The sequence below is a fragment of the uncultured Sulfitobacter sp. genome (assembly GCF_947499945.1).
In the GTDB taxonomy this organism is placed as follows: Bacteria; Pseudomonadota; Alphaproteobacteria; order Rhodobacterales; family Rhodobacteraceae; genus Sulfitobacter.
This window is the reverse complement of record NZ_CANMQD010000008.1, coordinates 1-17982: the sequence shown is the minus strand read 5'-3', so window position 1 is coordinate 17982 and position 17982 is coordinate 1. Positions and strand designations below refer to the sequence as shown.

General features: G+C 56.3%; 10 protein-coding genes. 4 read left to right on the top strand and 6 right to left on the bottom strand.

Going from position 1 to position 17982, the window contains the following annotated elements:
- Nucleotides 1-326: 326 nt before the first annotated feature.
- Genes Q0775_RS18665 through Q0775_RS18655 form a run of 3 tightly spaced genes read right to left on the bottom strand, consistent with a single transcriptional unit; the run spans nucleotide 327 to nucleotide 5154 of the window.
- The gene (locus Q0775_RS18665; protein ID WP_298864706.1) at nucleotides 327-1124 is read right to left on the bottom strand and encodes an SDR family oxidoreductase; all 798 of its coding nucleotides are present in this window, start codon (nucleotides 1122-1124) and stop codon (nucleotides 327-329) included.
- Complete coding sequence (locus Q0775_RS18660; protein WP_298864703.1) at nucleotides 1121-2758, bottom strand: aldo/keto reductase; 1638 nt, start codon at nucleotides 2756-2758, stop codon at nucleotides 1121-1123. The genes Q0775_RS18665 and Q0775_RS18660 overlap by 4 nt, the downstream gene beginning before the upstream one ends.
- Nucleotides 2759-2802: 44 nt before the next feature.
- The gene (locus tag Q0775_RS18655) at nucleotides 2803-5154 is read right to left on the bottom strand and encodes a sialidase family protein (RefSeq protein WP_298864700.1); all 2352 of its coding nucleotides are present in this window, start codon (nucleotides 5152-5154) and stop codon (nucleotides 2803-2805) included.
- 589 nt (nucleotides 5155-5743) lie between these two features.
- Between Q0775_RS18655 and Q0775_RS18650 the strand changes: the two genes are divergently transcribed.
- The gene (locus Q0775_RS18650) at nucleotides 5744-8062 is read left to right on the top strand and encodes a tetratricopeptide repeat protein (protein WP_298864697.1); all 2319 of its coding nucleotides are present in this window, start codon (nucleotides 5744-5746) and stop codon (nucleotides 8060-8062) included.
- Between the two features lie 88 nt (nucleotides 8063-8150).
- Here Q0775_RS18650 and pseC read toward each other — a convergent pair whose 3' ends face one another.
- Genes pseC through pseB form a run of 3 tightly spaced genes read right to left on the bottom strand, consistent with a single transcriptional unit; the run spans nucleotide 8151 to nucleotide 11590 of the window.
- Complete coding sequence (gene pseC, locus Q0775_RS18645) at nucleotides 8151-9347, bottom strand: UDP-4-amino-4,6-dideoxy-N-acetyl-beta-L-altrosamine transaminase (RefSeq protein WP_298864694.1); 1197 nt, start codon at nucleotides 9345-9347, stop codon at nucleotides 8151-8153.
- A gap of 4 nt (nucleotides 9348-9351) precedes the next feature.
- Complete coding sequence (gene pseG, locus Q0775_RS18640; RefSeq protein ID WP_298864691.1) at nucleotides 9352-10533, bottom strand: UDP-2,4-diacetamido-2,4,6-trideoxy-beta-L-altropyranose hydrolase; 1182 nt, start codon at nucleotides 10531-10533, stop codon at nucleotides 9352-9354.
- A 10-nt stretch (nucleotides 10534-10543) separates the two neighbouring features.
- Nucleotides 10544-11590 (bottom strand): UDP-N-acetylglucosamine 4,6-dehydratase (inverting), encoded by a 1047-nt coding sequence (gene pseB / locus Q0775_RS18635; RefSeq protein WP_298864688.1) that lies wholly within the window; start codon nucleotides 11588-11590, stop codon nucleotides 10544-10546.
- A 322-nt stretch (nucleotides 11591-11912) separates the two neighbouring features.
- Here pseB and pseI point away from each other — a divergent pair, with 322 nt between their 5' ends.
- The 3 genes from pseI to Q0775_RS18620 form a co-directional block, all read left to right on the top strand.
- On the top strand, nucleotides 11913-12959 hold the full coding sequence (gene pseI, locus Q0775_RS18630; protein WP_298864685.1) for a pseudaminic acid synthase: 1047 nt from the start codon (nucleotides 11913-11915) through the stop codon (nucleotides 12957-12959).
- Complete coding sequence (locus Q0775_RS18625) at nucleotides 12952-14196, top strand: acyl-CoA reductase (protein ID WP_298864682.1); 1245 nt, start codon at nucleotides 12952-12954, stop codon at nucleotides 14194-14196. The genes pseI and Q0775_RS18625 overlap by 8 nt, the downstream gene beginning before the upstream one ends.
- Before the next feature lie 811 nt (nucleotides 14197-15007).
- On the top strand, nucleotides 15008-17982 hold a 2975-nt coding region (locus tag Q0775_RS18620; protein WP_298864680.1), incomplete at its 3' end, for a VCBS domain-containing protein.

The window sequence follows — 17982 nt, the reverse complement described above, 5'->3', positions numbered from 1 at the left end:
CCTCTGACACTTGGTCACGTCGCAGGCACTATCCTCAAGTGACACAACAAAAATTTATTAGGATTCAGAAAGTAGGTGAGTGTTCTACATTATCAATATTCGGCGCCATAAAATGCGCTCAGCATCCTATAACGTCACAGATATATTGATTGTCTGTGACCAGCAGCAGCCATCGGCCGGTTATGGTGGATATCACCAACGCAGAGCAACTTAAGAACTTTGTATAAAAAGCTTATGCGCAAAGAGCTGTTTGCAAAGGAGTGTGACAGGCTCAAAGGCCTAAGTGCCTAGGCCCAAAACCTCTAACCACCGCTAAAAATGTCTGGCTACCACGCGGTCCAGCCCCCGTCGGCACGTAATGTGCTGCCTGTCACAAACGAAGACGCAGGCGAGGCAAGAAAGACAACAGGCCCCCCGATTTCATGGGCTTTTCCCACCCGCCCTAACGGCGTTTTCTGGGCCAGTTGTGCCACAAATTCAGGCGCGTCGCGCTGGACATTTGTCTGGGGGAAAGGTCCGGGTGCCAGTGCGTTGACGCGAATGCCATCTCCACCCAATTCACACGCGGCATAGCGGGTATATTGCACCAATGCCGCCTTGGCCGCGCCGTAAAACGGGGGGTTAGTGCCTTCGGGAGTGGCATAGTTGCGCGGATCGGGGCTGACCAAACCATACATTGAAGCAAGGTTGATGATGCTGGCATCGCCGAATTTCGCGACGGTTGCTTTGAGGTGCGGCAAGGCGGCCATGATAAGCCGCTGGGCCGAGACAACGGCAACGTCATAGCTGGTTCTGAAGGCGTCCAGAGATGCGGTCTGGATAGTGCCACCCCCGCCTGCGTAGGCATTGTTGATCAAGCAGGCCAGCGGAGACGCGTCAAAATTGGTAAAGAAGGTATCGACCTCATCGTCGTCACGAATGTCAAAGGCCGCCTCCTGCGCAGTCAGGCCTTCAGCCTTCAGGGTGTCGGCCAATGCGGCGCAGCGTGCTTTATCGCGGCCGTTGACCAGAACATGGGCGCCAGAGCGTGCCAAGGCTCTGGCCATTTCCTGACCAAGGTATCCGGTGGCACCCGTCACAAGGACGGAGCGTCCGCTAAGGTCAAAGGGGGATGTTGCATTCATGTCGAAGGCTCCGTTTTCCAACGCGCAGGGTCAAGCGTGTCGTGGGATAATGTGGGACGGCTGGCATCCAGTGCGGCGATGACTTTTGCATCCAGCGGGGGCCGCCGGAACAGGCTCAAGGTATCGTGAAGTTGGGCCTCGGAATCGATGCCTGTCACCACACCGTCAATCCAGTCTTGTCCGCGCACATAGGCCAGTGCCAGATCGACGACATCGCGCCTGCCTTGGGCGCGGGTGGCCTCTGCCAACCAGCGATGGACAGAGGCGGCATCAGAAACATTGGCGCGGGCCCACAAAGCGGCATCACTGCTCGTGAGCAGCCCTTGCAGCAAGGCGCTGCGCACATGAACGGTCAGGCCACGGGTGGCACGGGCCTGCCGGATTCGCGGCAGCATATCCTGCCAGCGGTGATCCATAATGTTGAACGGCAGTTGCACATGGGCCACCTGCGGCTGATCCAGTGCCTGCGCCAGCTCCGTAGGAGATCCGACCGAGACACCCAGCTGTCCGATACGCCCCGCCTCCACCATCTCTGTGAGGCGGCTCCAAACAGCCCCGTCCCAAGCGGTCAAATGGGCTGCACGGTGAAGCATCAGCGTATCGATCCGGTTTTGCTTGAGCGCGACACAGGAGGCCAGCACACTGATTTCGGCCGCTTGTGCCGCCACCATGGCAGGGGCATCATCGGGGATATCCGCCAAAGGCAATAGTTTGGTCAGCACACGGGCACGTCCCGCCCACCCCGTAGCAAGCGTGGCAGCAATCACCTCTTCGCTGTTGCCGTAGGCCTGTGCGGTATCCAGACAGGTAACACCATTGCCGATGGCAGTCTTGATGATCGCCTTGCGCTCTGCGTCCGACAGGCTGGTCTTGTTGGCGATGCCATAAGGCATGCCCAACTGTGCCGTGCCCAAAACCAGTTCGGGCACTGGCCTGCCTGTGGGTTGGTACAGGCCGTGATCAATCCTGTGCACAAGGTCTATCCACGGCACTTCCAAAGGACTGATGTCATCGGGAAAAACCTTGAGAATGGAGAGATAGTCATCCAGACAATCCACCGTCGCACGACAGGCGGTCTGGCCCAGTTCCGCGTAGCGGTTAAAGCTGCTGTGCCCGAAACGGCGTACCACAGCAGGCGTTACATGCTCGCGGTCATAGGCTGTGGTGACTGTTTGGTCTGCATGGCGCAGATGCGCCAGCCGGGTCATCTCGATGCTTAGCCCGTAAGGCAGACCAGAGCCTGCATCATTGGAGCTGATATAATCGAGCCCACGGGCCAGGAAATCCGCCTCGATCTCATCAATGAAAGCGCCGTCGGGGATAGGGTTGTCACCCGTCAGGCGTGTCACAATCGCATCATCTGCCGCATCACGGGTGGCAAGGATGAAACGCGCCAGAACATCATCGAGCGGTCCACGCACACAGCGGATATCATGCGCCAGCGCAATCTGGGCCAGCGCATCGTCGCTGGGGTCCTGCGATGTGGCCAGAATAAAGGGCCTGCCTTTTGAGGCCGCGCGCTTGGCCGCGACAACAATCATCGGCACACCGTGGATTGGCAACAGCGCCTTGCCAGGCAATCGCGATGATCCCGTACGGCTCTGCATGACTAGAATATTCTGCGTATCACTCATGATAAGATAACCTTCGGGACGAGATAGACGGGGGTGGATATGCTTTAATTTTTTGTAATTGCTTCAAGAACTGTTTTGCGTTCCGTAACAAGTGCTTCAGATGGTGCTTCGCCTGCAAGTAAACTGTCCAGAAGCTGTCTTTCGATCCGGGCAAGACGCAAACGGTCTTCGGTCTGGCTACGGGCGGCCAAAGGCGTTGCATCTTTGGTCCAGTTGCGGGCAGTACAGACATCCGCAGTTAACCATGCAGGGCCAGTGCCTGATACAATTCTGAAAGCTGTCGCATCGGGACAGTCAGGGCGGGCCGTTTCACCCTCTTTAGGGGCGGGGTAGAGGCTTTCGGCATCCAACATCAATGTAACAGATTCCGCGCGGGTGGTGGGACCTGTGCGCAGCGCAAGTCGCGCATGGTTGCGTGTCAACGCACTCACTTCGAGCTGTGCAGGGGCAGCGGGCTCCTGCAACAAGGTCAGCACAGGATCTTGCGCCATTTCAGAAAAGGTAACATCGGCTGTCAAAAAGCCTGCGGGGTCTTGAGGCGACAACAATACATCATGGCGCTGGTAATATTTCGCACATCGGAGGGCCTCCTGATGGGCATCGCCGCGCAAAACCGGGGCGGGTACGGGCCAGATGATGAGGCCAATATCACCATACACATGATGATAGGGCTCTGTTTCATCGGTCCTGCGGATCTCCAAAATCAGCTCAAGTGCGGCACCGTGTCCCTGCGCCTTGCCCAATACGGACGGCAGCGCCCCGACGTAGCTATAGGCCAGCGGCTGATTGGTGAGCGTGACATCCTCGGCCAGTTTGACGGTGACAGGATCAGGACCACCAGCCCCGAAATCCTGACGCAGCAAGATCGTCGCGAGCCGCTTGGGACCCGCTTCAAAGGCCTGCGCACGCATCGTGAGCGTGACCCGCTCGCCTGCGCCGGTTGCGACATCTGCAATCCGCTGCACAATACGGTGCGCCCCTGTGCCAGACGGGGCTTGTGCCGCACATGACAGACCGAACTGGTTGATGTTTTTGGGGTGATGCATGGCGGTACGCGCAGCGGTGGCGCGGTCGCCCACGGGGATACGAACCTGCCAACGGTCTGCTGTGACCGCAGGCCCCTCAAGTTCGAAATCAGTGCCGCGCTGCCAAAGGGTCATGGTGCCATTATCAATCACAGACATCTGGGGCATGGCCGAACGCCACGATGGCGCATCGACAATCACGGGTGCCTGAGGGGTGATCAATGCCAGAAAGGTACGCTTGTTATCGCGTGTGGCAACAGGGGGTGTTTCACCGCAATTTACCGCAGCCATCCAGCGGCCTTCGACCTTGCGCGGGAAAATATATCCGATCGCTGCTTCGGGCAGAGTGGTGACTTCGCGCCACGTGCCAAAATCGGCAAACCGCCCTTTGGTACGGATCAGCGGCGCCATCGGTGCCTGTGCCACAACCATTCGGTTGCCCCGTGCGATCTGGCCATCCGCAGGTAACTCACGGTTTCGGTCCTGACGCGAGACCGTATAGAGATATGCCATATCCGTCTCGGCATCGGTCACCAGACAGGGCGCGTTCGCCGACAGGACAAGGCCGCTGTCATAGGGGCCGTCCCACGTCACCAGATCATCAGAAAACAGCACTGCGGCATTTGCACTGCTATCTGCTGTGACAGGACGTGACACCATCATCCACTGCATCCTGTCGCCCAGACGCTCTGCCCACATCTCGTTCAGATGCGGCGCAAATTCGCTTGAGTGGCACCTGTCTATGCGCCATTCCCACGTGTCGCCGTTGTCGCGGGTATAAAGGCCGTCGATCACCTTGTGCGGTGTGCTGTAGGAAAATGCGGCAAAACCGCCACTCTCGGCGCCGCCAACTGCGGCAGGCCAGTCCAGTATGTTGCCATGGAAATTCACATGTGTGCCCTCGCGGGGAGGCAGGGGCAGATCGCGGTGCTCCCATGTGAGGCCGTTATCGTCAGAGAATATAAACAGCGGGGCATGGACTTCGATACCCACCTTGGGGCGCAGCCGGAACCGTGTGCACAAGATGCCCAAGCGGCCCTGCGCCATCCGACAGGTTGCAAAATTACGTGTGTCCCACTCCGGATCCACATAGATGCTGCGCTCTTGCTGAAACGAGGCGCCCATATCTTCCGAGACAGCCATCCGCAACTCGGACCCTTCCCAAGGCCAATGGCCACCCGCGCTGCGCCAGATCAGCAGCAGTTTTGAAGGGGAATCAGCTGTTTCAAGCAAAGTGGTGTTCAAACCAGCATGATCTTGTCCCAGAGTGACGGTTTTGATCCAGCCGTTAAGCGGGTGTGGATCGCCGAGAAGGGAGCGAGCGGTCATAGAGCTTGTTTTATCCCCAACCGCATCATTTTGAATGGTCATGGAAATCTCATAAATAAAATACGTCTAATGGCGTTTTTATGCGGCGCAGACGGTCAGATTACAATCCCTCTTCAACGGCTGCTTTGACCAACGCTGGCTGACTTGACCGCCTCTTAACCTTTGCTTAGACACGCACTGAATGGGACTGCTTGCAAGTAGCATAGCGTACATGTCAATTATTTATGCGCTATCGGTAATTGGTTAGGTTATAATGCAGTCCTAATCAAAAGAAGGCTGGAAATTTTTCCACACCCAATTTTAGCGCCGTATTATTTATGAGAGGCCTTTATAAAAAATGTCCCTAATTTCAAGTTTAAAAGCCCGCATCGGACAAGAAAAAAAAGAAGCGATAAAGGGTAAGTTACCCGGTGCTTTGGTAGGATTTATCGAACGCGCCGGAGCAGACATCGCCCCGACTGCTCAGGACCCCAAATCCGATGCACCACAGAGCGCTCCAAATAAAGCTCCGGTTGTTAATGGGCCAAGTGAAGCGCCGGTAAGCGGGCCGGTCCAAGGGCCCAATACACCCCTTAAATCAGTACCTAAGCCGAGTGGAAAGGACCCTGTCAAAGCCTCTCCAAAGCCGGCAGTGCAGGCGGCGCCTGCTAAATCCGATGCCCAGTTAATAACACTCTTCGAGCGGTCCGGACGTACCTTAACCGACCTCCCTGTCGAAGAAGACCAGAGCGGTCTGGATCTCTTCTCTCTTGCACGGGCTTTTGCCAAATACGGCAATGTCGAAAGAGCTCTGCGGTGTATTGATCACATCCCCGAAGACCAGCGCACGCACAAGCATACCCGCTTTGCAGCGACGCAATACGCGCGTGTGGCACAATTTGACGTTGCATTGCAGCTTTTGGACAGCATCAACCGGCTCGACTTGTCTGGTGAAGCACGCCGCAAGCTTGATCTTGAGCGGCTGCGCTATCTGCGCTTTACGGGAAAGCTCGATCAATCACTGCATATTGCCGAAGAGCTGGTAGAGGCGTTTCCACATTCAATCGAGACCAAGCTGGCCTACGCAGAGCTTCTCGCGCTGGATGCACAGCCTCAGGAGGCGGGGCGCATTTACTCACAGCTTATCGCCAATCCCAACCACCATATCTCGGTGGCGGAACGTTATCTTGATTTCCTCTATGAAGCCAACCGACCCAGTTCCTCCGAGCTGCTGTATGCGATTTCACTGGGTAAGTTCCAGAACGGCATTAGCCTGATGTGGCGGCAGTGCCGCCATCACTGGACCTTGGGGAATGCGGAAAGTTTCAATACCGCATGTGAAGCGCTTGCCGAGCGGCTGGAAAAGACGCGCATGCCTGCGGCCGGTATCGGCTTTTTTGCCAGTCTGCAAAGCGACGACGAATGGCCCGGGATTGCTGCTGTTAAGTCAGCCATCGAAAATTTTATTGCCACAGAGCGTGATCAGCTGAAAACCCTGACCACAGCGACGCTGGATAAGGCCATCTCAATACTGAACGATGCGCTGGTCTTTGAGAGCGAACAAGACATTCAGGCATTCTCGGATGCGATTATCGCCCAGTTTCCGTTTAGTGCCCGTGGATGGTACGGCAAAGGTGTGACTGCGGTTGGCAAATCCGATTTTGTGCTGGCCGAAAAAGCATTTCGTCAGGCGATCGAATTAGATCCGTCCAATCCTGAACACTACAACGCACTCTTTACCGTGCTGGCCACAAAACCCGGCAGCCTGAAAGAAATGGAAGAACTGATCGCCGTGCGCAATGACTTTGTGCCCAAATTCAAAGATCACTTCCCCGACGGGCGTGCACGTTATTACGATCACGAGACATTCTATCTCAACCTGCTGCGTAATCAGTTCCGCGATGCCTATGCCCTGCGCAACAATCAGGCACCCAACCGTTTCTTGGGCAAACATTTCCCCGAAGCCTACCGCGCTCTGGCGGATGATGTACTGCCCAAGAAAAAATCAGGCACAGTTTGCGTGATCGATCAAGACGGGGTCGGCGACGAGATCCGCTGGGCACGCTACTATGACGAGTTGGGCAAGCATTTTAACAAGGTACAGGTTTCGTGTGATCCGCGCCTTGTGCCGATTTTTTCACGGTCTTTCCCTAAATATGAGTTTACGGCTGTTGCACGGCGCTGGCCCTCGGTGCCATGGCGCGCGCGTCAGGCACGTGAAGAGGTCAAACAAATCTCGCTTGCCGGAAAGCTTTCTGCACCCTTCCTGTTCCGCCTCTCCGAGGCTGACCGGATCATGTTCCCCGAAGAGGTGGCCTATCACGTTTGGGGCCGCGATGGGGCAGAAGGCCCCACCGAGCCGCACACAGGTGCCTACCTCAAACCGGATGCAGCCCTGTCCGCCGAATGGCGTGAAACCCTTGATGCCGATGCCGGTGGCAAGCTCAAGGTAGGGCTGTTGTGGCGCAGCGGTCTGATGCTCAAGAAGCGCAGAATGCACTATATGGACGTGCGCGACTTTGCGCCGCTGACACGACTGGATTGTCACTTCGTCTCGCTGCAACCACAGATCGAAGCGGAAGAAGAAAACGCCTGTAACCGGATGGGCGTCACCATTTATGATGATCTTGATCTATATGACGACTTCGAGAACATCGCAGCTTTTGTTGCCAATCTGGATGTTGTGATCGGCATCTCGACGCTGCCGCTTGAGATGGCAGGCGCGGTGGGTACGCCGTGTTGGGTGCTTAACTTCTCCAATTACGGCAATGCGATCCGCCTTGCTGCAAATTCCAAGGATGGTGACATCAACACCTCCAACTGCACAGTGATCAGTGGCGATCAGGACGGTAGTTTTGCCATGCCGCAAAAACAACTGATCAAGAACGCAGTCACAAAAACAGTGCCACGGCTCAAGCAGGCGGTGAAAGACCGCAAGACTGGCAAAGGGCTCGCGACAGCAGCAGAATAATCTCTGGTCTATAAAAATAAAAAGACCCCCCCGACACGCTGGCCGCGTCGGGGGGGGCTTGGATAGAAGTAGCAAATTAAGCGGGCTGTTAGCCGCCCAATACTGTTTTCAGTGCCGACACAACAGTATCTACATCCGCCTCGACCATGTCGGGGTACAGTGGCAATGACAGACACCCCGCATAGTAGGCTTCAGCCCCTTTGAGAGTCAGGCCTGGGTTCAGCTTGGCATAGTAGGGCTGGCGGTGGATCGGGATGTAGTGGACCTGTGTGCCAACGCCCAGATCGCGCAACTCCATCATAACCTGACGCCGTGTTTTCCCACGTGCCGCAAAGTCGATGCGCCCGACCATGAGGTGCTGGACCACATCGTCATTGCCGCTGTTGGGGGCGGGTGTAACCAGATGTTCCATGCCTGCCATTTTGCTGATGTAGGCCGCCACCAGCTTTTTGCGCTGGGGGCCAAAGCGGGTCATCTTGGACAGCTGGGAGCGTCCCAACGCCGCCTGAAAATCGGTCAATCGGTAGTTATACCCCAGCAGTTGTAGCTCATAAGCCCATGGGTTTGCCTCCCCGGAGCCTGCCTCAAACCCGATGTCGGCATCGGTGAACAGGGTGTGATCGCGCTCCAGTCCATGGTTGCGCAACAGGGCCAGTTTTGCTGCCATTTCGGGATCGCGGCAGGTAATCATACCCCCTTCACCAGACGTGATGGTTTTTACAGGGTGGAACGAGAAGCTGCAAAAATCCGACAGGGCGCAATCGCCGATGCTGCCTGTGCCCTTGCCTGTGGGATAGGTCGATCCCAGCGAGTGGCAGGCATCCTCAATCAATGTCACACCGGCCGCTTTGGTCAGCGCGGCGATGCCTTGCAGATCCACAAGCGAGCCATTCAGATGTACCACAAATACCGCTTTAAGACGGTCTGCATCGGCACGTGTCATCGCTTCTTTGAGCGTGTCAGGCGTCATCAGGCCCGTATCAGGGTCTACATCGGCAAAAACCACTTCGGCACCGCAGTAATGCGGCCCGTTGGCCGTTGCCACAAACGAGAGGGAAGGCACAATCACCTGATCGCCTTCTTTGAGGCCAATGGCCATGCCGATCATGTGCAATGCGGCGGTTCCGTTCGAACACGCCAGCGCATGGGCAGCACCCGTATAGGCGCAAAATGCCTCTTCGAACTTTGGAACTTCAGGTCCCGTTGTTAGAAAATCACCCTTGAGGACGCGTACGACCTCGTCGATGTCGTCTTGGTCAATTGATTGGCGGCCGTATGCAAGCATGGGATTACTCCTGTTCAAATGTCTTTTGGGCGTCCCTGTCAGAGGACATAATTTCAAGTAATGCAGGGGCAATGCGGTCCAGCCCCTGACCGTCACACAGCGTGGCGGCAGCACTGCTCATGGCGCGTAAAGGGCTTGTGCCCCCTCCCTTAACGCCGTCTTGAGGCGTATGGGACATAAACGCGCATAGCGCATCATATACACTGTCTGCTGTGATCTGCGCCGTATTTCCCAGCAATTGCACAGCGCCCAGTCCGGCCATGCGGTTTGCTGTCTCGATCTGGTTATCTGCCACCACCACCATTAGCGTAGGCAAGCCCAGCACACAGCGCTCAATCGCCGTCACACCTGCCGCACCGATCGACAGGTCGGCCTGTGCCATCAGCGCGGGCATGTCTCTTGTGTCTATGTGCAGCGTGACATTGTCGTGGTGTGCCACCTCGGAGCGTACTGCATCAAGGTGTCGCGCGATGCCCGAGAGCACCACATGCACCTCCTTGAACATCAGCGGCGCACGCAACGCTCGCAAGACAGCCGATGTTACATCATCAGGATCAGCCCCCCCCAAAGACACCAGAAGAACCTGTGGAATATCAACTTCGGCACGCCGTGCCAAAGAGGCGGTGCGCAATTCTGCAAACGCACCGCGGACTGGCGCAAAATTCGCACCCGCCAGGACAGGGACACCCTCCGGTACACGCCCGTCATAAAGATCAGCCGTATGACCAATGTTCTGGTCAATGAGAATGTCACAGTCGTGGGCACGTTTTGGCAGATCATCGATCACTGCAATATGCGCTACAGCGCTGCGGATGAGCCGCTGCCATGTCGCATCCAGCGCATAGTGATCTACGACCAGCAAATCAGCACCGCCCGCTTTTGCAATTGCCTCACAGGTCAGCTTGGCATCGGCATCCACCGGTCCGCCAAGCCATGCCAGATATCCATCACCTGCCCATTCGGGCGTAACCGGCAAAAGTGTGCACGCATGGCCCCGCGCTGCGATTTGGTCAGCCATATGGCCGACATGAGCCTTGCAGATAAAGTGCACCTGCAAGGTCTCGTTGCTTTGGGCTGCCACCGCGACCAGACGGTCCGCAATCGACAGGCAACGCATCACATGTCCGGTGCCAATCCTTTGGCCGGCATCAGTGCGAAAGACGACCTGTCGGGGTGCGGCAACCATCTTATGCGTATCAGACGCCTGCTACGTTGAGCATCTTGGCCATTTCTTCATTGTCCAGCCACCAGTCATTGGTGCCCGAAGAATACGAGAAACGGTCTTCGACAGGTGTCGCATTGTAGACCTCGGCCAGTGTCTTGCGGGGATATTCCGCAAAGGCAGGCTCGATCGCATAGCGGTCACCCAGATCAACAGTGACATAAGCATCATCTTCGGAGATCATCATCTCGTGCAGCTTCTCGCCGGGACGAATACCGATTTCACGGGTTGGCAGCTGGGGTGCAATGACTGTGGCCAGATCGGTGATCTTCGTTGACGGAATCTTTGGCACAAAGACTTCGCCACCCTGCATCATCTCGAAGTTGGACAGAACAAAGTTCACACCCTGCTGCAGCGTGATCCAGAAGCGCGTCATGCGTGCATCCGTGATCGGGATCTCTTTGCCGTTCTCTGCGATGTTGCGGAAGAAAGGCACAACCGACCCGCGCGAGCCTACGACGTTGCCATAGCGCACAACGGAGAAGCGTGTCTTGCCTTCGCCCACCAGGTTATTGGCCGCAACAAAGGATTTGTCCGAGGCCAGCTTGGTCGCGCCATACAGGTTGATCGGGTTACACGCTTTGTCTGTGGACAGCGCGATCACTTTTTCAACATTGTTCGCAATGGATGCTTCGATGATGTTCTCGGCACCCAGCAGGTTTGTCTTGATACATTCCATCGGGTTGTATTCGGCAATCGGTACGTGCTTGAGAGCAGCAGCGTGGACCACAAAATCAATGCCGCGCATTGCCATGTGAACACGTGGCCCGTCACGGACATCACCGATAAAGAAGCGCAGTTTGGCAAAATTCTCTGGGCTCATTTCCTGACGCATGTCATGAGCCATCTCGTACTGCTTAAGCTCGTCACGTGACAACACAACCAGACGCTTGACGTCCCATGTGTTGATAATTGTGCGCACAAATTTCTGGCCAAACGAGCCGGTGCCACCAGTAATCAAAATACTTTTACCAGTTAGATCGACCAGGTTTTGATCAAATTCATTCAAAATACGGCTCATGGATATCTTTCCTTACAAATACAAACACACACGAGCCAAACACGGCCTGTATGTGTCAGATGAAAATATGAGGGGATCATCTTTCTGCAAACACTGCCATCACACCTGACCTTTATGGCCGAAACAGTGTCATGCAGGCACACTTTTAATGCCCCATATGTGATCGGCTTAAAATGTTATCCGATCAAGGTGTCAAGCATATTAACCCTTGCTTGAAGTGCTTGCCAGCATTTCTGGCCTTCTGTCTTTGGGGCTGTTCACCTTTGCGCAGCCTTGTTAAAACGTCATCAACATTTCATGCAGCTTTATAGAGGTTAGTCCATTGGCCATTACTCGTTTTTCAGACATCAACATCGGCGGCGACAACCCGTGCTTTATTATTGCCGAAGTATCCGCAAATCATAACCATGATCTGAACCGTGCGCTGGAAATCATCGAAGTGGCGGCGAAGGCGGGTGCAGACGCGATCAAATTGCAAACCTACACGCCAGATACACTCACCATCAAATCCGACCGCCCCGAATTCCAGGTCACTGGCACCATCTGGGAAGGCGAGACTTTGTATTCGCTGTTCGAGCAGGCATCGCTGCCGTGGGAGTGGCACAAGCCGATCTTTGACCGCGCAAAAGAGCTTGGCATGCAGTTTTTGTCCACACCGTTTGACTTCACTGCTGTTGACTACCTTGAGGACCACGGCGTTGATTTTTATAAAATTGCCTCCTCCGAGCTGGTTGATATTCCATTGATCAAGCGGGTGGCCCAGACCGGCAAGCCGGTTTTGATTTCTACGGGTATGGGCAATCTGGCCGAGATCGAGGAAGCCTTGGAGACGCTGCGTGCAAACGGCTGTGAGGACATCTGCCTGCTCAAATGCACCGCCGCCTATCCTGCCAAAGTGGAGGAGGCGAACCTTGCCACAATGGTGGAGTTTGCCGAGCGCTTTAACGTCATCCCCGGCCTGTCGGACCACACCATGGGGCCAACCCTGCCGATGGTGGCCACAGCCCTTGGTGCCAAAGTGATCGAGAAACATATCACACTGGCACGCGCGGATGGTGGGCCAGATTCAGCTTTCTCGCTGGAGCCTGATGAATTTGCCGACATGGTGCGCGTCGTACGCGACGCTGAATCCGCGCTGGGTGTTGTCTCGTTCGAACCCAGCAAGGGCGAGGTCCGCTCACGTGATTTCCGCCGCTCGCTTTATGTGACCAGTGCAATGAAAAAGGGCGAGGTGTTCACACCGCAGAACATGCGCTCTATCCGCCCTGCCAACGGTCTGCACCCGCGCCACTATGAGGATGTATTGGGCAAAACAGCCACGCAGGATATCGAAGCGGGCACCCCGCTGGAGGCAGGCCATTATGCCTGATGCAGGCACACATGATCCGTTTGCAGCCCTTCAGGTGCTGGTGCCGCAAGGCGGTGATATTACCGCCCTGCGCACCGCACCCGATTGGGAGCCGTTCAATGCGCCTGTTCTGGCCTTTGTCGGGGCGTTTTCACGTCTGCTGATGAAGACACAAGGCGCACGCGCTTTCCCCGAAATCATCTCGCTGGCGCATTGGATGCGACCAAAGGCATTGCAGGATCTGGCCGCCCGCTATCATGCGACACGGCCGGAAAACACGCTGCCCATGTCGCGCGGCATTGCCCTGCATTTCGCCCCCGGCAATGTGGACACGATCTTTTTGTACTCCGCGCTGCTGGCGATCCTGACAGGCAACCGCAATATCGTGCGGGTCTCCAGCCGCGTCTCGCCGCAGATCGAACTGCTGGTGGGTGTGTTGAACACGCTGCTGCAGGACCCTGCCCATGCCGCCCTGCGTGCGCGTCTGATGATCGTACGCTACCCCCATGACGAGACGATTACGGCAGCCCTGTCAGACATTTGCGATCTGCGGGTGATCTGGGGCGGCGATACAACTGTCCGTGAAATCCGCTCCCTGCCGCTGAGCCCGCGTGCCCGCGATGTGAGCTTTCCCAACCGCTGGTCACTGGCCGCCCTTGATGCCGCACATGTGGCAGCACTGGACGCGGACGCCCTGACAAAGCTGGGTGTCGATTTCGCCAATGACGCCTATTGGTTCGGGCAGATGGCTTGTTCCTCGCCGCGCTTGGCGCTCTGGCTGGGCGATGCGGATCAAACAGCCGCGGCTGCTGCACGCTTCTGGCCCGCCGTGCGCGCCGCCGCCGAACGCTTTGCCCCCGAAATCGCACCCGTCAATTTCGTCAACAAGCTGGTCAGCCAGCACATTGCCGCCATTGAGGGTGATCTGACCGAAATACGCCACCTGTCCGACAATGTGGTCAGCGTGGGCCAGATGACCCGCGCCCAAGCGCCCGATGATGATCTGTGTGTGGGCGAAGGTCTGTTCTGGGAGGCCCGCCTTGAGAAGCTCTCCGACATCGCACCCCTGCTGGACATCCGCAGCCAGACCATCATCAGCCATGGCATCGACGGGGCCGACTGGCAGGCACTGGTGCGCGATACAGGCGCGCGCATCGACCGCATCGTGCCCTTCGGCCAAGCGCTCCAATTCGGCCACATCTGGGATGGTATGGACCTGCTGACAGAGTTCTCGCGTCTGGTGGCAATCGAGGTCTGATTGCGCAAAGCTTCGGCTTGAAAACAGAAGCACCTGCACCACAGCGCCCGTAGGCCTCTCCCGCCTGCGGGCGTGTTTTATACGCAGCACATGGAATGAACTGTTCTATGCGGGTTCAACTGCGCCAATAAACCCCATTTATAAATAGTCTCGTAGACTCATATTTCAGAGCACCATTCGACAATTCATTACGACAGCTTAGAATTCAAATTGCCGAACACTCAGGTCGTGGATTTTTCGAATCTAATGCGCAATATCAACCTAGAGTAGAATATTAATTTAAAATCCCGCATTGGTAGAGGTTTTCACACCAATAGGCCTGATTTTGACACAATAGATACAGTTTAAAAATAGTGTTTATAATCAAATATTTAAATTCAATTTCGGCTTCCCTGTGTTTTTGTGTTGACCTAACGGAGGCGTAAGTGGTTAATCCTTAACAAATCGTTAACGCTGTAGTTCATTAGTTTTAGACCGTATAATTTTTCAAAAAACGCGGTCTTTTTACTGGTTCTCTCTATTCGGGACAGTGCGTTCAGGGGGGCAAAGATGATCAGAATTTTCCGTTTCCCAAGTGCTATTTGGACTTCTATTCCTGTTTTGCCCTTTTCAAAAACGCGCGCAGATTTCGCGCACACCAGACCAGAACGGTCATTCTTTCACGAAGATCTGTATGTGCATGCGCGCCCGCGCGGGCTGGCGCATGTCTAACCCTCTACCGGCGCATTTTGCCCGGGTCTGACACAGGACTTCACCGCAACCTCATATCGGCAATCATTGCCACCGAACGCTTACTCAGGAGCTTATTCATATGCCTACTTTCACCGTTGACCCAACCGCCATCGAAACAGCAACCACCTTCAACACGATCCAGGCTGCCATCAACGCTGCGAGCGCGGGCGATATCGTCACTGTTTCGGCAGGTACCTACACGGAAGATTTGACAGTAAGCGCGGGCATCACGCTCCAGTCCGACGGCGGTGTGGTTAAAACGGGGTCGATCCTGATCAACGAGCTGCCTGATGGCGCCACGATGACGATCGACGGCATCGATTTCGACAAGGCCGAGAGCACGGGCCGCCCCCATGGCATCCGCTATGATGGCGATTATGCCGACACCCAGACGGTTGTGCTGAACATCCAAAACGTAGAGGCCGAAGGCTTTGGGAGTGCAGGCATCTCGGTCAACGGCGGCGGCGCGTTCCTGTCGGTCAATTTTGACGGTGTGGACACAACAGGCAACGGCACAACCGGCGGCGGTGGCAGCGGCGAAATCTCCCTGTTCCAGTTCAACGGCAATGTTGATTTTAAGGATGTGACCGTTGTGGGCACGGGCACCGTGGCCGACCACGCCATCCAGATCGCAGGCTATGAAGATATCGATTCAGGCTCGGGCGATGTTGTCGAAAATGCATCGGGTTCGATCACATTTGAAAGTACCTCCGTCACAGGCACGTTCGATAGCACCTTTGTATTCATCCAAGGCTATAATGATCTGGCAGGGCTTGATTTCGACGGGCTGACAGTGGGAGACGCCACTTCCAGCAATGACACCTGGCCTGCGGTCTATGTGAACCCGACAGCCGGGGCGCCAAACTACACTGGTCCAGCGGACGGTGTCACAAATCTTGACATGACCGGTCTGGTCATTGGTGGGGGCACATATGGCGGCTTTGGCACCGGTGCCGCTACGTGGATCAACGGCACATCCAATACAGACTCCTACATCAGCGGCGGATTGGGCACTGTTTTTTGGGGCATGAGCGATGGCGACACCATCACGCTGAACCAGAATCTGACGGCGGGTGATTTTACCTTCACGCCTGCCGCGCTTCCCAGCACCCCCGCCACTTGGTCTGTCGATCTGGGGGGCGGTGTATCCGAAATTATCGGAGCCCCCGCAAGTGGTTCAATCAATTTCGTCGATGCACAGGGCGATACTTTTGCCCTCGGTGCGACAGCTGCATCGCTGGATAGCACCGCACCAACAGTCTCTTCCGTTTCGTTTAGTGATGCGGTGATTACGGACGCCGACGACGAAAACACCGTCACGCTGACCGTGACCTTTAGCGAGGACATGAACCAAGGCGAGGGCCTTGAGCCGACTGTGACGCTGGTCTCCCCTGCGGGCACCACGCTCTCCGAGTTGCCCGAGAGTGCCGGCTGGGCCACGGCCACCACCTTTACCGTACAATACACTGTCGATGCCGACAGCGATGCAGAGCTGGACAACATTCAGGTCATGGTCACAGGCGGTCAGGACGCGGGCGGCAATGCACTTGCGACTGTGACAGTCGCCTCGACCGATGACATCGACACCACCGCAGATCTGGGCGGCGATCTGGCCGTCAGCTTCACAGGCGGCAATGCCGATCTGACCTATAACGAGAACGAGGATATTGTCGTCTCCGTTGTGGGTCTGGACGACGATGCCACCGGCACGCTGACAATCAGCTCCGATGATGGCAGCTCGGTCACACTGGCCGCATCTGTCACGGACAATGGCAATGTCACGCTCAGCGCAGCCGAAAAGGCCGATCTGGGCGATGGCGCATTGACCGCATCGCTTGCCGTGACGGATACCGACGGCAACACCGCCTCGGCCACCGCCAACAGCTATGCGCTCGAAGTGGGCAAGCCCACGATCGACACGCTGACCATCACGGGCGAAGACGGCGCGGACGACGTGATCTCTGATGCGGATACAAGTGTTGTGCTCGCAATCACCTTCTCCGAGCTGATGGACACCACGACTCCGTCTGCCGTTACTGTCGCACTGAACACAACCGATCTGACGGAAACAACCCGCGCATGGTCCGGCAACACGCTCAACGTGACCTATAGCGTGGCCGACAATGGCAACGATCTAACTGATATTACGGCCACTATCTCCGGCGCCAAGGATGTCTTTGGCAACACGATGGACGCAGACAACGGCCGCACCACGGCCACATCCCTTGATATGCTGAACCCAGTGAATGGCACAGGCGCACAAACCCTTGCCGAAAACCCCGACGGTCTGCCGCAGACAACGCTCGACGACACTACACTTGCGACTTTCGACAACACCGATGGGGTGGTCTATACTTTCGCTTCCGAGGGCAACCCCGGCGGTGCCTTTGCCATCAATGGCAATACGCTTGAGATTGCCGACGCGGCATACTTGGATCTTGAGGAAAACGGCCCCGCCATCGCAGTCAACCTGATCGCCACGGATGATGCGGGCAACACCACAGAATTTACCTACACCGTTAACCTGACGGATGTGAACGACGCCCCTGTCGTAGACACAGACCAGCTGGAGCTGGCCAAAACGCTGGAGGAGCGCGCGGACCAGCCCTTGGATGCCGCGGCAGAGAATAACCCCGTAGGCTTTGGCACCACCGGTACGTTCGACTTTACTGACGATGATGCCACCGACACACACACCATCGGGGTGCTCTCGACGGTGAAAGACGGCACTGGCGCGACCCTGGGCGACCCGCTTGGTTTCCTGACCGCTGGCTCGTCTGGCCCGGGGGAAATCAGCTGGACCTTTGGCGGGCTGAACGCGACCGATATGGCGGCGGTTGACGCCCTCGCAGTGACCGAGAGCATCGTGCAGGTGTTCACCGTGACCATCGACGATGGCAACACTGTCACCACACAAGACATCACCATCACCATCGAGGGCACCAATGACGCGCCCGAGATCACAGGTGCGACCTCTGACACGGCCACCGAGCAGGCGATGGGTGCGACCACGGCCAGCGGTACAATCACCTTCACCGATGTAGACCTGAGCGA

Bases quoted from the DNA above. Each gene is read 5' to 3' on its own strand.
- Q0775_RS18655 (WP_298864700.1), bottom strand. From the start codon at position 5,154: ATGACCATTCAAAATGATGCGGTTGGGGATAAAACAAGCTCTATGACC.
- pseC (WP_298864694.1), bottom strand. From the start codon at position 9,347: ATGCTTGCATACGGCCGCCAATCAATTGACCAAGACGACATCGACGAG.
- Q0775_RS18660 (WP_298864703.1), bottom strand. From the start codon at position 2,758: ATGAGTGATACGCAGAATATTCTAGTCATGCAGAGCCGTACGGGATCA.
- Q0775_RS18665 (WP_298864706.1), bottom strand. From the start codon at position 1,124: ATGAATGCAACATCCCCCTTTGACCTTAGCGGACGCTCCGTCCTTGTG.
- Q0775_RS18625 (WP_298864682.1), top strand. From the start codon at position 12,952: ATGCCTGATGCAGGCACACATGATCCGTTTGCAGCCCTTCAGGTGCTG.
- pseG (WP_298864691.1), bottom strand. From the start codon at position 10,533: ATGGTTGCCGCACCCCGACAGGTCGTCTTTCGCACTGATGCCGGCCAA.
- pseB (WP_298864688.1), bottom strand. From the start codon at position 11,590: ATGAGCCGTATTTTGAATGAATTTGATCAAAACCTGGTCGATCTAACT.